Annotated in this window: 13 protein-coding genes; 5 read left to right on the plus strand and 8 right to left on the minus strand. The window is 72.2% G+C overall.

Annotated features, from left to right (window positions below; all coding sequences use genetic code 11):
- Positions 1-2: 2 nt before the first annotated feature.
- A complete protein-coding gene (locus OG897_RS34980) occupies positions 3-1,346 on the plus strand; it encodes a NarK/NasA family nitrate transporter (RefSeq protein ID WP_266663361.1) in 1,344 nt (447 codons plus the stop codon).
- 92 nt (positions 1,347-1,438) lie between these two features.
- Here OG897_RS34980 and OG897_RS34985 read toward each other — a convergent pair whose 3' ends face one another.
- Both OG897_RS34985 and OG897_RS34990 read right to left on the minus strand, forming a co-directional pair.
- Positions 1,439-2,491 (minus strand): YihY/virulence factor BrkB family protein, encoded by a 1,053-nt coding sequence (locus tag OG897_RS34985; protein WP_266663363.1) that lies wholly within the window; start codon positions 2,489-2,491, stop codon positions 1,439-1,441.
- Between the two features lie 179 nt (positions 2,492-2,670).
- Positions 2,671-2,925: a DUF2397 family protein gene (locus OG897_RS34990; protein WP_266663365.1), complete on the minus strand. Its 255-nt coding sequence runs from the start codon at positions 2,923-2,925 to the stop codon at positions 2,671-2,673.
- Positions 2,926-3,056: 131 nt separating this feature from the next.
- Here OG897_RS34990 and OG897_RS34995 point away from each other — a divergent pair, with 131 nt between their 5' ends.
- Positions 3,057-3,380, plus strand: a complete 324-nt coding sequence (locus tag OG897_RS34995; RefSeq protein ID WP_266663367.1) for an L-rhamnose mutarotase — start codon at positions 3,057-3,059, stop codon at positions 3,378-3,380.
- 80 nt (positions 3,381-3,460) lie between these two features.
- Here the strand turns inward: OG897_RS34995 and OG897_RS35000 are convergent, their stop codons facing one another.
- The 4 genes from OG897_RS35000 to OG897_RS35015 all read right to left on the minus strand — a co-directional run bounded on the left by OG897_RS35000 (position 3,461) and on the right by OG897_RS35015 (position 9,747).
- Positions 3,461-6,046 (minus strand): Hsp70 family protein, encoded by a 2,586-nt coding sequence (locus tag OG897_RS35000; RefSeq protein ID WP_266663369.1) that lies wholly within the window; start codon positions 6,044-6,046, stop codon positions 3,461-3,463.
- Between the two features lie 68 nt (positions 6,047-6,114).
- Positions 6,115-6,756 (minus strand): nucleotide exchange factor GrpE, encoded by a 642-nt coding sequence (gene grpE, locus OG897_RS35005; protein ID WP_266663371.1) that lies wholly within the window; start codon positions 6,754-6,756, stop codon positions 6,115-6,117.
- Positions 6,753-7,121: a hypothetical protein gene (locus tag OG897_RS35010; protein WP_266663373.1), complete on the minus strand. Its 369-nt coding sequence runs from the start codon at positions 7,119-7,121 to the stop codon at positions 6,753-6,755. The genes grpE and OG897_RS35010 overlap by 4 nt, the downstream gene beginning before the upstream one ends.
- A 7-nt stretch (positions 7,122-7,128) precedes the next feature.
- Positions 7,129-9,747, minus strand: coding sequence for a lipopolysaccharide assembly protein LapB (locus tag OG897_RS35015; RefSeq protein WP_266663374.1), 2,619 nt, complete (start codon positions 9,745-9,747; stop codon positions 7,129-7,131).
- A gap of 366 nt (positions 9,748-10,113) precedes the next feature.
- Here OG897_RS35015 and OG897_RS35020 point away from each other — a divergent pair, with 366 nt between their 5' ends.
- The 3 genes from OG897_RS35020 (at position 10,114) to OG897_RS35030 (ending at position 12,844) form a co-directional block, all read left to right on the plus strand.
- A complete protein-coding gene (locus OG897_RS35020) occupies positions 10,114-10,854 on the plus strand; it encodes a TetR/AcrR family transcriptional regulator (RefSeq protein ID WP_266663375.1) in 741 nt (246 codons plus the stop codon).
- Between the two features lie 101 nt (positions 10,855-10,955).
- On the plus strand, positions 10,956-12,290 hold the full coding sequence (locus OG897_RS35025) for an MFS transporter (RefSeq protein ID WP_266663757.1): 1,335 nt from the start codon (positions 10,956-10,958) through the stop codon (positions 12,288-12,290).
- 5 nt (positions 12,291-12,295) lie between these two features.
- Entirely contained in the window at positions 12,296-12,844 is a 549-nt protein-coding gene (locus OG897_RS35030) for a DinB family protein (RefSeq protein ID WP_266663376.1), read from the plus strand.
- 73 nt (positions 12,845-12,917) lie between these two features.
- Here OG897_RS35030 and OG897_RS35035 read toward each other — a convergent pair whose 3' ends face one another.
- The gene (locus tag OG897_RS35035; protein WP_266663378.1) at positions 12,918-13,682 is read right to left on the minus strand and encodes an NUDIX domain-containing protein; all 765 of its coding nucleotides are present in this window, start codon (positions 13,680-13,682) and stop codon (positions 12,918-12,920) included.
- The gene (locus OG897_RS35040; RefSeq protein WP_266663380.1) at positions 13,679-14,062 is read right to left on the minus strand and encodes a DUF4406 domain-containing protein; all 384 of its coding nucleotides are present in this window, start codon (positions 14,060-14,062) and stop codon (positions 13,679-13,681) included. Before OG897_RS35040 ends, OG897_RS35035 begins: the two co-directional genes overlap by 4 nt.
- Positions 14,063-14,071 lie beyond the last annotated feature (9 nt).

Consider the following 14,071-nt stretch of genomic DNA (forward strand, 5'->3'; position numbering starts at 1 on the left):
CCATGACCACCACCGTCCGCCCGCCCCAGTCCACCTCCACCCGCCCACAGCTCGACGAGTGGAACCCCGATGACCCCGCCTTCTGGGCCGCGACCGGAGCCAAGGTCGCCCGCCGCAACCTGATCTTCTCCGTCCTCTCCGAACACATCGGCTTCTCGGTCTGGAGCCTGTGGTCGGTCCTGGTCCTCTTCCTCGGCCCCGAGTACGGCATCGACCCGGCGGGCAAGTTCGTGCTGACGGCCGTCCCGACCTTGTTCGGCGCGGCGCTCAGGCTCCCGTACACCTTCGCCGTGGCGATCTTCGGCGGCCGCAACTGGACGGTCATCACCGCGCTCGCCCTCCTCGTCCCCACCCTCCTCACCGCATACGTCCTGGAACCCGGCGTCTCCTACACGACCCTGCTGTGCGTGGCGGCCGTCGCGGGCGTCGGCGGGGGGAACTTCGCCTCCTCGATGGCGAACATCAACGCCTTCTACCCCCAGCACCTCAAGGGCCGGGCCCTCGGCATCAACGCGGGCGGCGGAAACCTCGGCGTCCCCGCCGTGCAGCTCCTCGGCCTGCTGGTCCTCGCCACGGCGGGCGCGGCCCACCCCCGCCTCGTACCGCTCCTGTACGTACCGCTGATCGTCCTGGCGGCGGTGGCCGCCGCGCTGCGCATGGACAACCTGCCCGCCCTGCGCAACGACCGGGGTGCGCTGCGCGAGGCCGCCCGCGAGCCGCACACCTGGGTGATGTCGCTCCTCTACATCGGCACCTTCGGGTCCTTCATCGGCTTCGGCTTCGCCTTCGGGCAGGTGCTGCTGGTGCAGTTCCACGCGGACTTCCCGACGGCGGTCAGCGCCGCGTACCTGACCTTCCTCGGACCGCTGATCGGCTCCCTGATCAGGCCGGTCGGCGGGGCGATGGCCGACCGCTGGGGCGGGGCGCGCGTCACCTTCTGGACCTTCGTCGCGATGGCGGCGTCCGCCCTCCTCGTACTCCTCGCCTCCCGGTCCGGCTCGCTGCCCCTCTTCCTGACCGGCTTCGTCGCCCTCTTCCTCTTCTCGGGCGTCGGCAACGGCTCCACGTACAAGATGATCCCGGGCATCTTCCACGCCAAGGCGGAACGCGAAACGGCGGCGGGAGCGGACCCGGCCGAGGCGGGGAACCGTTCCCGCCGCCGGGCGAGTGCCGTGATCGGCATCGCGGGCGCGGTGGGTGCGCTGGGCGGGGTGCTGGTGAACATCGCGTTCCGGCAGTCCTTCCTGACGGAGGGGACCGGGGACGCGGCCTACCTGGCGTTCCTCGCGTACTACGTGCTGTGCCTGGCGGTGACCTGGGGCGTCTACCTCAGGCGGCGCGCCTGAGGCGTCCGCCCTGGGTGGTCCCTGGGTAGCCCCTGGGTAGTCCCTGGGTGGTCCCCGGGTGGTCGCGGCGGGCTCGGGCGGTGTCGCGGTGTCTACGGCTTCGCCTCGGCCGCCTGCTTCCGTTTCTGGTTCCGCCGCATGCGGGGCGGCCACTTCCGGGTGTCGCGCGGCTCGACGTACGGCTCCTCCTCCACCGGAAGCCCGCCGCTGATGGCACGCTGCCGGGCCAGCTCCGCATCGAACTCCAGCCCCAGCAGTACCGCCAGGTTCGACAGCCACAGCCACACCAGGAAGACGATCACGCCCGCGAGAGCGCCGTACGTCTTGTTGTACGAGCCGAAGTTCGCGACGTACAGCGCGAAGCCGCCGGAAGCCACCAGCCACAGCACCACGGCGAGCACGCTCCCCGGGCTGATCCAGCGGAACCCGTGCCCCCGCACGTTCGGTGCCGACCAGAACAGCAGCGCGATCATCACCATCACCAGCAACAACAGCACCGGCCACTTCACGATCGACCAGACCGTGACCGCCTCGCTGCCGAGCCCGATCGCCTCGCCCGCCCACTCCGCCACGGACCCGGTGAACACCACGATGAGCGCACTGGCGGCCAGCAGCACCATCAGCACCACCGTCAGCCCCACCCGCAACGGGGTCACCTTCCACACCGGCCGACCCTCCGGCATGTCGTAGATCGCGTTCGAGGTCCGTATGAACGCACCGACGTACCCCGAAGCGGACCACAGCGCCGCGACCAGACCGACGATCGCGATGATCCCGCTGGTGCCGCCACTGCCCTGAAGCTGCTGCACCGCCTGCGTCAGGATGTCCTTCACCGCGCCGGGCGCGAGACTGCGCACGTTGTCGAGCACGGTCTTGGTCGCCGACTCCCCGATCACCCCGAGCAGCGAGACCAGCACCAGCATCGCGGGGAAGACCGAGAGCACGCCGTAGTACGTCAGCGAGGCCGCCCGGTCCGGCAGTTCGTCGTCCAGGAACTCCTTGCCGGTGCGCTTGAGCACGGCCCACCAGGAGCGTTTGGGCAGATCACTGGGGCTCTCGGCGGCCCCGTCAGGCGCTTCTGCGCGCTCTGCGGCGCGCTCTTCTGCGTGTTTCCCAGCGGAATCGCCACGGCTGCTGTCTGTCATGCCGTGGCGGGTACCCCTCAAGGGGGACCTGACCCGAAGGATCACCAGGATCGCCGGAGGCCGTACGTCGAGATGGTGCGCTGCTCCGACGCGGGAGTGCGCTTCGGTGCCGACGGGCGGGTCTCGCTCACCCACGACCGGCCGGGCATCGACCGTGCGCTGCTGCGGCACGTCTGGCACTACGGGCCACAGTTGGTACCGGTGCTCACCCGGTGGCTCGCCGGGATCAGCCGTCCGGGCGGCGCGGCCGCGGAGTGGACATCCCCAGGCCGCAGATGCACCACGAACCGCTGCTTCGCTCCCAGGAACACGGCCATCACCTGGCGGTACAAGGCGGAGTCGGGCGCGGGCAGGTGCGCGAAGGGCCCGAAGTCCTCCACCGGGACCGAGCCTGCGGATGCTGTGGAGACCGCAGGTGAGGGTGTCTGCTTCATCGATGCCGTGTCACACACTCGGACGAGCCACCGGGTGGAATGTCCTGAAGCCAGCTGAAGCCGACGTCTGGGCTGCCCTCCCCACCCGCGAACTTTTCCTATACCTTCCTGCCGGAAGGGGGGTGATCCACATGCAGCGGATCGCACAGGTCATCCGGGTCAGGCCCGAAAAGCTCGCAGAGTACAAGGAACTGCACGCGGCGGTGCCCGAGCCCGTCCTCGCCCGGCTGCGGACCGCCCACATCGCCAACTACTCGATCCACCTGCTCGGCGACCGGCTCTTCAGCTACTTCGAGTACCACGGCGACGACCTCGCGGCCGACCTCGCCGCGATGGCCGACGACCCGGCCACCCGGGAGTGGTGGAAGCTCACCGACCCCTGCCAGGAGCGGGTGCCGGAAGCCCGGGACGGCGAGTGGTGGGCAGCGGCTGAACAGGTCTTCCTCATGGAGTGAACCGACGTGTGCGGGTGAGCGAGGGGCGGGCACTCCGGTCCTCGGAGGGCCCGCCCCTCGCCGTGTCGGCGTCGAGCCGATCAGCCGCCGACCCCCTCCGGCCGGATCGTCTGGCGTTCCGGGACGTCCTGTTGCTGGAGTTCCCGGGAGGTCTCCTTGTGCAGGTCGACCATGCGGGAGATCGCCGCGTCCCGGGCGGCCGTGTCGCCGACGGCGGCGGCTTCCTGTAGTTGGGTGCCGACGTCGAGGATGCGGCGGGCCAGGGCCGAGGAGACGCGGCCCTGGGAGGCGGAGGCCAGGGTGGACATGACGCGGTAGAGGTCGTAACCCAGGCGTTCCTTGCGGGCGATGACCTCTTCGGCGATGGCGTAGGCGGTGGGCAGGTCGCCCTCCCTGCGGGCCGCGCGGATGTCCGTGTTGTTGCGGCGCATGCTCTCCAGGTCGTCCGGGGAGACGAGGTGCGGCACGTAGCGCGGGTAGAGCGCGGAGAGCGCGGCGGCCCAGCGGACCGAGTCCTGCTGCTCGCGACGGCGGCGGGCGTCGTCGAGGAGGTGGTCCAGGGTGCCGCTGGTGCTGCCTCCGGCGAGCAGGGCGCGCAGGCGGCGTTCGGTGTCTTCGAGTTGGGCGATCTCCGCCTGTTCGAGCTCGTGCTGCCAGTTGGCGAGGTACGTGACGTAGTCGCGGTGGACGTTCAGCACGCGGCCCCGGAACTTGCTGGTGAGGGGGTTGCGGTTGAGTTCGACAGCGTGCCAGTCGGCGTTGTCGATGCGGAATTCGAGGTCGATGATGCGGTCGCTGTTGAGGCGGGCCCGGATGACGAGTGAGCGGGTGCCGGTGAAGTCCTCCTCGATCTCGTAGGTGTGGCTCGCGCAGAGGTCGTTGAGGTGGGCGGGCTGGAGATCGCCCTCGCGGAGCAGGATCTCCAGCATGTCGCCCCTGCGGCCGGTGAGCTGGAACTCCTTGACGTGCCAGTCGGTGGGGTACGACTCACCCGCCTCGACCAGGACCCGCAGCGTTCCGTCCTTCTGCTGGATGCCGAAGGGGAGGGCCGTCACTTCGAGGGGGGTCGAGACCGCGAACTCCTTGTCGCAGTGGGAACAGGCGCTCAGGCCCGCGGAGTTGACCATTCCGCAGCGCGGGCACTTCAGGCCCGCGAAGCCGGGGAGGGGCTCCTCGCAGAGGGTGCAGAGCATCGCGGCGGCAGGGTTCTCCTCGCCGCACTGCGAGCATTCGACGACGGTTGCCTTGAGCGGGGGCGGGGTCAGGGCGGAGAGGTCCTGCGCGCAGACCGGGCAGGCGGCGCTGCCGGAGGGGGCGGGGACGTGGCAGGCGGGGCAGTCGATCGTGGGAGCGCCGGTCAGGGCGGCCTCGCAGGCGGTGCAGGCATCGGCGGCGATCGGGTTGGTGGTGTGACAGGAGGGGCAGGTGAGTTCGTCCAGGAGGGCTGACTGCACCGCCGCTCCCAGGGCCACGCAGTGCATGGGGTCGATGTCGGTACGGAGCCGGTCCTCGCCGAAGAGCTCGGCGAGGTTCTCCCGTACCAGAGGGATCGCGCTCGAACCGCCCACCAGGAGGACCTGGGACACGTCTTCCGGCAGGTGGTCGATGCGGGAGAGGGCTTCGGTGGTGTGGCCGACGGTCTTGGTGATGTGGGGCGTGATCAGGGCTTCGAAGGAGGCGCGGGTGACGTGTTGTTCGAGGGTCGCGCCGTGGGTGCCCAGGGGGGAGACGGTGACGTCCGTGCCCGTGGTGAGGGAGAGGCGGATCTTGGCCTGCTCGGCGGCGCGGCGCAGGCGGAAGTCGTCGCTGGGGGCGGGGACGTACGCGTGGGGGTTCTTCGCGCCTTCGGGAGGGTTCTTCGCGTCTTCGTAGGGGTTCTTCTCGCCTGCGGGAGGGTGCTTCGCGTTTTCGTGAGGGTTCTTCTCGCTCTGCCAGCGTTCCTTGAGGCTGGTGGCGAGGAGGTCGTCGAAGTCGGTTCCGCCGAGGAGGTTGTCGCCGCCCAGGGACATCACGTCCAGGTAGCCGGGGGCCGTGTTCAGGACCGATACGTCGAAGGTGCCGCCGCCCAGGTCGTAGACGACGAAGGTCGCGGGCGCCGCGTCCTGGGGGCGGGTCAGACCGTGCGCGAGCGCGGCTGAGGTCGGCTCGACCAGCACCCGTACGACGTGCAGGCCCGCCAGCTCCCCCGCCGCGCGGGTGGCGGCGAGCTGACGCTCGCCGAAGTACGCGGGCGCGGTGATCACGGCACGGTCGAAGACGACGCCGAGGCGGGCCTCGACGTCCGTCTTGAGGCGGCGGAGGACGATCGCGGAGATCTGGACCGGCGTGTACTGGTGCGGACCGAGCCGCACGAGGATGCCGCCGTCGCCGCCCTCGCTGAAGTGGGAGGCCGCGTCGCCCATCCGGGACAGGGTCTCCTGGACGGCGGGCTCGTCGAACTTCCGGCCCATGAAGCGCTTCACCGACGTGACGACCCGCTCGGGGTCGCGGTCCAGCCAGCGCAGCGCCTCCTCGCCCACCAGGAGGCCGCCGTCCTCGGTGACGCCGACCGCTGACGCCATGCTGAGCCGGTCGTTCGCGACGGGGAGGACCTCCGGGGCGCCGTTCTTCATCCAGGCGACGACGGAGTTCGTGGTGCCGAGGTCGATTCCGAGGGTTCTGTGCACGGTGGGTGGCTCCAGTTCTGCGGATTCTGCCGGTTCTGCGGATGGTCGCGAGGGTGCGGTGCGACGGGTCAGCCCCTGCGACGGGGGCGGCGTTTGTGCCGGGAGAGACGGCGGGGCTGACGCCGGGCGGGTGCGGGGTCGGCCGGGGATTCCGGCAGGGGCTGGGGTACGGGCGCGGGCTCGGGCTCGGGGTCCTCACCGGGTACGGCGACCACCACCAGGGCCTCGCGGAGCACCTCGTGGTCCGCGTAGAAGCCGGTGACCCGCTCCTCCAGGACCGTGTCCGCCGGTACGGACGCCCGGGGCTCCTTGGCCACCACCCGGGAGATGCTCGGTACGGCCTTGCTCCCCACCAGGTCCATCGGCTCGACGCCCGCCGCGAGGAGGTGCTGGCGCAGGACCCGGTGCGCGGCGCCGATCTGCTCCTCGAAGAGTTCCGGCACGGCCTGCGGGGGCCGCGTCCCGTCCCAGGCGGCGCGCCGCACGGCGTCGCCCAGGATGTCGTCCACCTCCAGGAGCCCTTCCAGGAGGCTCCGGAGGGTGCGTTCGGCCGCGACCTTCTTCTTTTCGAGGGCCTGGGCGCGGAAGGTCAACTGCTTGATGCGGCGGTCCTGTTCGGACAGCACCGCCGGGGTCTGGTCGGGGGAGGCGTGCTCGGACGGGGTCTGGTCGGGGGAGGTGTGCTCGGACGGGGTGACGGGCGTGTTCACGAATCGCTCCTGGGGAACGGGCCGAAGCGGTCGGGTTCGGGCAGCGAGGGGGGCAGTTCGGCCAGCAGGTCACGCGCCGCTTCCGAGACCCGGGCGTTCAGCTCCTCGTCCGAGAGCGCGCCCGTCAGCGGGGTGAGCAGCGCGGCCTTGAGCCTGCCGCTCGGCCGGGAGAGGGCGTTCGCCGCGCGCGAGACGGCGCTGCGCGCCTTCGGGTCGGCCATCCCCTTCAGCCGCGCGGCCCTGATCGCTCTGGCGTCGGCTCCGATGCCGATGCCGAGCACGTCGTAGGCGGTGGGGCCGAAGGCGGGGGAGAGGGGTTCGTCGGGTGGGGTCGTGCGCTCGGGCTGAGTCGGCTGCTGGGTCATGGCAGGATCACGAGCCTTCGGGGAAGTCGGTTTCGAAGATTTCGCCCTGCACGGGCTTCTGCTGCTTCCTCCGTGCGGGATTCCGCAGCTTGCGGGCGGCCTGGAAGTCCCTGTACGACCCGGCCTCGTCACCCGCGTTCCTGCGGTGCGCCGCCCGCAGGTTGTGGGCGTCCGCCAACAGGCGGTGGAACTCCGTGAGGTCTCCTTCCGCTCCCGTGCAGCGCTCCCCGAGCGCGATGACCTCCGCGTGTGCGCGCCGCTTCAGGAGGTGTCGGGCCAGGATGGCCAGCACCGAGGGGAGCTCGGTGTTCTCCTCGATGGGCTGGAAGGACAGGGACAGCCAGAGCGTCTCCGCGTACGCGCGCACGCTCTGCTCGTCCGTCGCGTCGTACCGGCCCCTGGACCGCCAGAGTCCCCGGGCCAGGTCGACCGCCGCGCTCGCACCGGCGAACCGTTCGTCCGGGTACCCGCGCAGGTGGGCGCCCGCCTCCCGCATGAGCCCCAGGGCCTTGGCGCGTGAGCCTTCGCGGGCCTCGCGGAGGGAGTCCTGATACAGGACTCCGGCGAGGAGCCAGGCCCCGGGCCGGACGGCGTCGGGCGGCCCGTCAGGCCCGTCGGTACTCGTCGACTGCCGGTCCATGGCGGGTGGCGGAGGTGGCGGAGGAGGCGGTGGTGGTGGTGCCGATCGTCCCCCGCCCGTCGGCCGCTCCCCGGCCGGTACGCCGCTCCCGTTCGCCCGGCGGACCCTGGCCAGCCCCTCGACCGCCTGCCGGTCCTCAGGGGACAGCTCGCAGGCCCGCCGGTAGCGCCGCTCCGCCTCTTCCTTCCGGCCCGCCTTCTCGGCCTGTTCGGCGAGCCGCAGGGAGGCCGCGGTGAGATTGCGCTTCAACTCCACGTGATCCGGGGTGAGTTGTATGGCCCGCTCCAGCAGGCCGATCTGCGTGTACGTGGCCTTGACCTGCCCCCGCACGGTCGCCCCGGCCCCCACGGCGGCACGGCAGATGCTGTCCGCGTACGGCGTGACGTCCTGCCCCGCCTCCCGCGCCTGCTCGAAGTCCCGCAGCGCCTCCGTCCAGCGCTTGCCCTTCGCGTACTCCTGGGCCCGGCGTGCGAAGGCGGTGGCGAGGATCTTCACGGCGGCGGGCTGCTCGGCGTCCGGCCCCGTACGCCAGCCCGGGTGGGACTTCTGGACGGTGCTGATCACCTCGTCCCAGCGCCCCTCCCGCAGCAGCTTCGCCAACACCGCCTGGGGGCCGAAGAGTTCGGCCAGCGCGGGCGTCTCCAGTGCGGCGAAGGGTCCCGCGAGCGGGATGTTCGACCGTACCTCCGCCATGCGCTCCTTCCAGCGCGCGTTGATGGCCCCGACCTCTCCGAGGAAGTACGGCCCGCAGAAGAAGTCCGGAGCGGGCGGGGCGGGCGCGCTGGCGGCGGGAAGCTCCGCCCAGCGGCTCGCGGCCTCGCACTCCATCCGCCACCTCAAGTCCAGTGACTCGGGAGGGGAGTTGCCACTGATGCGGTCCCAGCCCTGGTACAGCTGGGCGAGCTGTGTGTGGAGGGACTCGACGGCGGTCGCCCACACGCCGTCCTCGAACACCTCCCCGCACGCCTGCTGCACGGCACTCCGGTAGGTGGGCGAGTGCAGTACGGCAGCCCAACAGGCCATGCTCTGCCGGGTCGCGGAGATCCGGACGCCCTGGGTGAGGGCGTCCCCCGAGGTCAGCAGGCGCAGCGCGGCGACGCCGAGTCCGTGGGTCGCGCCGAGGTCGAAGGGCCTGGTCTGCCAGAGGCGCAGCCAGGCGCCCCAGGCGCGCAGGTGGTCCCCGCGCTCGGTGAAGCCCCGCGCCGTGCGGGCGGCGGCCTGGCCGTACAGCTCGGACGCGCGGCCCGTGGCGTCCCGGGCGGTGGGGCGCCCGACGCGCTCCCACTCGGCGAAGCCGCCCCGCCCCAGTGCCTGGTGGAGGGCGAGGGCATGCGTGAGCTTGCGGGAGTGGGGCGGGGCGGTTCTCGGCCGTACGCCGCCGGTGCCGTCAGGCGCTGCGGGCTGTCGCGTGTCCTCGGGCGCGAGGCTCCCCAGCAGGTCGCTCGCCGCCGAGGGGTCGGCCGAGGGGCCGTCGGGGTGCGACCAGGACCGCAGGACGCGTACGGCTTCCTCGGTGCGCCCGGCGAGGACGGCTGCCTGGGCGAGGTTGGTCAGTACGCCGTTCAGGCAAGGGACGCAGCGCAGGGTGCCGTCGTCGGCGCGCACACCGTCGGCCGGGCAGAGGCCCGCCCCGCACTGGCCGCAGAGCGACTCGGCGTCACCTCCGCAGCCCGTGACGGAGCAGGGGCCCGAGACGGCGAGGCGGACGTCCGCGTCGCGCGGGCCGAGGGAGGCGAGGTACCAGTCGCAGCAGCGGTCCCAGTTGCGCGCGCGGGCGGCGAGCGTTCCGTGGAGGGCGGCGTGCGCGGCGGCGATGGGCTCGGGCACCGGACCGCTCCGGTCGAGCAGGCGCAGATAACCGACGGCCGCGGCGAAGTCCTCGCGCGCATACGCCTCGACGGCCTTCCCGAAGGTGCGGCGGCCCGCGCTGGGGTCCGCACCGCCGTCCCGCTCGGCAGGTCCGCCGGAGTGGTGCTGTGACGTCACTGTGCTCCCCCAACACAGGCAACATGAAAGCGCAGTTGAAGCCCGGGAGGCGCTGCTGAAGCAGATGACGCCCGAGGCTCAGTTCACGCACGCGAAGCATACGTCAAGAGCCCTCCACGGTCCGGAGGTGAGAGGCGAACTCCGCCCGTTCGACGCGGTCCAGCGGCGGTCGGTGAGGGCGAAGTGCAGGCTTCCGGGGCCGACTGGATGCCGCAGCAGCGGGGTTGGGGCCACGCGCCGAGCCAAGCGCCTGCCACCATTACGTAAGTTGCCATGCCGACAAGGTAGGGGAAGGGTCTGACAATTGCCTCTGAGCAGGCACTACAGGGCGTAGACAGTGTCTACTTGAGGTGGTAGACACGGTTCATGGACCCGCAAGCGATGCCACCATCACCAGACGTTCCGGACCCAACACCCCTCCGGGAGCGGCTCATCGACGCCGGGGTCGAACTGGTGGAGACCGGGGGTGCCGCCTCCCTCGGTCTGCGGGAGATCGCCCGCAGGGCCGGGGTCTCGCACGGGGCTCCGCGCCGCCACTTCCCCACCCACCACGCACTCCTCACCGCCATCGCCCGGCGCGGATTCGCCGACCTGGAGGCACGGTTCGAAGAGGTGCTGGGAGGGGAGGCCGGGGCCTCGCCCGAGCGGCGACTCCGCGTGCTGGCGCGCTCGTACGTCGACTTCGTACTGGAGCGGCGCGGGATGTTCGAGCTGATGTTCCGTCATGACCTGCTGGACAGCGACGTGCACGCGGCGGGAGATGAGCACGGGACAGGTGCGGAGGGGCCCCGGCTCCGGGAGGAGACGCTGCCCCTGCTGGCGACGGTGGCCGGTCTCGTGGGCCAGCTCCGGAGCGGCACCGCAGGAAGCAGCCCCGAAACCACGGCAGCCGCCCTCTGGGCGAACCTGCACGGCATCGCCCTGCTCTGGATCTGGGGCAGCCTGCCGCTCGCCCTCGACGTCCGGCCCGGCAGCCCCGCCTCCCGCGAGGCGCTCGACCGTCTCGTCACGGCCGCGGTGGACGCCCACCTCGCCGACCCGGGCCCGCACCCGCACCCGGGTTCGCATCAGGAAGCTGACCCGCGCCCGGAACCGGAATCCGTATGACGACCTCCGTCGCGACCACCGCCGCAGCCTCCCCCGCGACCGGCCCCGCGGTCCCCCGCCTCACCCGCACCCTCGCCCTCCTCGTCAGCGTCACCGGCGCCATGCTCGTCGCTCTCGACGGCACCGTCCTCCTCGTCGCCCAGCCCGCCCTGCGACAGGACCTCCACGCCGCCCCCGCCCAGGTCCAGTGGACCAGCACCGCCTATCTCCTCGCCGTCGCCGCCCTCCTCGTCGTCGCCGGGCGGCTCGGCGACCGGTACGGGCACACCCGCCTCCTCCTGACCGGCCTCGTCGGCTTCGCCCTCACCTCCGCCGCCATCGCCCTCGCCCCCGGCATCGGCTGGGCCATCGCCCTGCGCGCCGCCCAGGGCGTCTGCGCCGCGCTCCTGCAACCCGCCACGCTCGCCCTCCTCCGCCTCACCCACCCCGCCGACCGGCTCGGCGGGCCCATCGCGCTCCGTACGAGTGCCATCGGTGTCGCCGCCGCTGCCGGACCCCTCATCGGCGGCGTGCTCGTCGCCGAGTTCGGCTGGCGGTCGGTGTTCTGGCTCAACGTGCCGGTGGCGCTCGTGGTCGCCGCGCTGGCTCTGGCGATACGGGTCCCCGTTCTGCCCCGTACCGGAGGCCAGCGGCTCGGACTGCCCGGGGCCGTGCTCCTCGCGGCCGCGCTCGCCTGCCTGGTGCACGCACTGACCGGGGTGCCGGAACACGGCTGGACCGGCGGTCCCACCTGGGCCGCCCTCGCCCTGACCGCGCTCGTCGCGGCGGGCTTCGTCGCCCACGAGCGGCGTACCGCGCACCCGATCGTGCCGACGGTCGTCGCCCGGGCCGTACCGGTGACGGCCTCCATGGCACTGCTGCTGATCACGGCGGCGGGGATGTTCGGGGCACTGTTCGTGCTGACGTTCTTCCTCCAGGGCGTACGGGGCCTGGACCCGCTCGCGTGCGGTGTGCGGGTGCTTCCGATGACCGTGCTGATGGTGCTGGGGGCGCCCGTCGCGAGCAGTGCGCTGCGCTGGTACGGAGCACGCCGCGCCGCACTCACGGGGCTCGGCCTCGTCGTCGCCGGAGTGGCGGGGCTCGCGGGCGCGACCCGGGTCGGCGCGGCCGACGCGTGGCTCGCGGAGGGGGCGGCGTTCGGGGTGCTGGGGGCCGGGTTCGCGACAGTGATGGTGGCCGCCACCGGGACGGTCGTCGGGGACGCGCCGCCCGGGTACGCCGGAGTGGTCGGCGGGCTGAAACAGACCGCCATGAACATCGGCCCGAGCCTGGGCATCGCCGTCGCGGCGGGCACGATGGGCCCCGGGGTCGCGGACGCGCCGATCACGCCCGCCCTGCTCCTGCTCGCCGGACTCGGCGCGCTGGGCGTGATTCCGGCGGCCCTGCTGCCGGGGCGTCGTGAGAAGGGGCGTTGTCAGACCCCCGTGTCACAGTGATGTCCATGAACACGATGCCCGACGGCCGCCCCGTTCCGCCCCCGCACGCGGACGAACGCACCATGCTGGAAAGCTGGTTGGACTTCCACCGCGCGACGCTTGCCCTGAAGTGCCGGGGCCTCGACGACGAGCAGATACGGACGGCCTCCGTGCCGCCGTCGCCGATGACGCTGCTGGGACTGGTCCGGCACCTGGAGGGGGTGGAAAGGCACTGGTTCCAGGAGGTCTTCGCGGGCGAGGACGTCGACCTCCTGGACCTGATGAGGCGGGACGGCGGCTTCGGGCTCGAAGACGGGCCCGAGACCGAGGCGGACGCGGGCGGCATCGCGGAAGCGCTGGACACCTGGCGCGAGACCGTCGACCGCAACCGCGCGCTCGTCGTCGAAGCCTCCCTCGACGCCCCCGGACGGCTCACCGGACCGGAGGCGGCGATGGCCGGGAGCGACACGGTGTCGCTCCGCTGGATCCTGGTGCACATGATCGAGGAGTACGCCCGGCACAACGGCCACGCCGATCTGATCAGGGAGCGGATCGACGGCGTCACGGGCCCGTGACGCCGGGCCCCGCACCGGGCCCGTAACGCCGGGCCCGTGACGCTGGATCCGTGACGTCGGGCGTGCGCGGGCCCTAAGCGGGACGCGCCGCGAACGGGCCCTCCAAGGCCGCCCACTGGAGCAGCATGATCGTCTTCGCGTCCGCGATCTCCCCGCTGCGGATCATCGACAGGGCTTCGGGGAAGGGGAGTTCGACGACCTCGATGTCCTCGCCCTCCTCGACCACCCCGCCGCCCTCCGACGTCGCGGACGAGGTTCCGTACGGGGCGGCGAAGAAGTGCACGCGTTCGGTGACCGAGCCGGGGCTCATGTAGACCGCGAAGACCCGCTCGGGGGTGCCGACCTCGTGGCCGGTCTCCTCGGCGGCCTCGCGGCGGATCGCCTCCTCCGGGCTGTTGCCGTCGAGGAGGCCCCCGGCCGTTTCGAGGAGCATGCCGGTGGGGTGCTCGTTGACGTAAGCGGGCAGCCGGAACTGGCGGGTCAGCAGGACCGTCGCCCGTTCGGCGTCGTACAGCAGGATCGTCGCACCGTCGCCCCGGTCGTACGTCTCGCGCTGTTCGCGGCTCCAGCTCCCGTCCCTGCGGCGGTAGTCGAAGGTCGTCTTGCGCAGGACGTACCAGTCGCAGGCCAGTACCTCCACGTCGCGGACGCGCACGTCGGGGTTGCCGGAGAGGTCGCGGCCGTGGGTGTCGAGGGCGGTGCGGCCACGCCGGTCGGGGACGTCGACGCCGACGACTCCCTCGGTCCCGACGACTCCCTCGGTCCCGGCGGCTCCCTCGGTCCCGACGGCTCCCTCGGTCCCGACGCTCCCGGCAGTCCCGGCGGCGTGCGTGCTCATGCGGCGACCACCTCCGGGACCTCGGTGAGCGAGGCGTAGACCGCCGCGCCCTGCGAACGGGCCTGCTCGACCATCCGGTCCGCACCCTCGGACGGGCCGCCGATCCGCAGCACCGCGTCGCAGCGGGCCAGCAGGCGTTCCGCGACCGGGTGGAATATCTCGTCGTACAGCGCGTCGCCAGGCCCTGCGCTGCCCGCCGTCTCCAGGAGCGGGAGCGCCAGCGCCTCGCCGGTGACCGGGAGATGACCGGCCCGGAAGAGGGAGAGCGCGGTCTCGTTCATGGCGGTGACGTTCGCGTGGAGCTTGGCGGGGTCGTCGCCGGTGCCGGACCGGTAGGGCCCGGCGACCAGGATCATCAGGGGGCCGTGCAGGGGGATCATGGGTCAACT

This window comes from Streptomyces sp. NBC_00237 (genome assembly GCF_026342435.1).
GTDB lineage: Bacteria > Actinomycetota > Actinomycetes > Streptomycetales > Streptomycetaceae > Streptomyces.

What these genes read in the sequence shown, in the direction of transcription:
- OG897_RS34980 (WP_266663361.1), top strand. Translation starts at nt 3, where the DNA reads ATGACCACCACCGTCCGCCCGCCCCAGTCCACCTCCACCCGCCCACAG.
- OG897_RS34985 (WP_266663363.1), bottom strand. Translation starts at nt 2,491, where the DNA reads ATGACAGACAGCAGCCGTGGCGATTCCGCTGGGAAACACGCAGAAGAG.
- OG897_RS34990 (WP_266663365.1), bottom strand. Translation starts at nt 2,925, where the DNA reads ATGAAGCAGACACCCTCACCTGCGGTCTCCACAGCATCCGCAGGCTCG.
- OG897_RS34995 (WP_266663367.1), top strand. Translation starts at nt 3,057, where the DNA reads ATGCAGCGGATCGCACAGGTCATCCGGGTCAGGCCCGAAAAGCTCGCA.
- OG897_RS35010 (WP_266663373.1), bottom strand. Translation starts at nt 7,121, where the DNA reads ATGACCCAGCAGCCGACTCAGCCCGAGCGCACGACCCCACCCGACGAA.
- OG897_RS35020 (WP_266663375.1), top strand. Translation starts at nt 10,114, where the DNA reads ATGGACCCGCAAGCGATGCCACCATCACCAGACGTTCCGGACCCAACA.
- OG897_RS35025 (WP_266663757.1), top strand. Translation starts at nt 10,956, where the DNA reads ATGCTCGTCGCTCTCGACGGCACCGTCCTCCTCGTCGCCCAGCCCGCC.
- OG897_RS35030 (WP_266663376.1), top strand. Translation starts at nt 12,296, where the DNA reads ATGAACACGATGCCCGACGGCCGCCCCGTTCCGCCCCCGCACGCGGAC.
- OG897_RS35035 (WP_266663378.1), bottom strand. Translation starts at nt 13,682, where the DNA reads ATGAGCACGCACGCCGCCGGGACTGCCGGGAGCGTCGGGACCGAGGGA.
- OG897_RS35040 (WP_266663380.1), bottom strand. Translation starts at nt 14,062, where the DNA reads ATGATCCCCCTGCACGGCCCCCTGATGATCCTGGTCGCCGGGCCCTAC.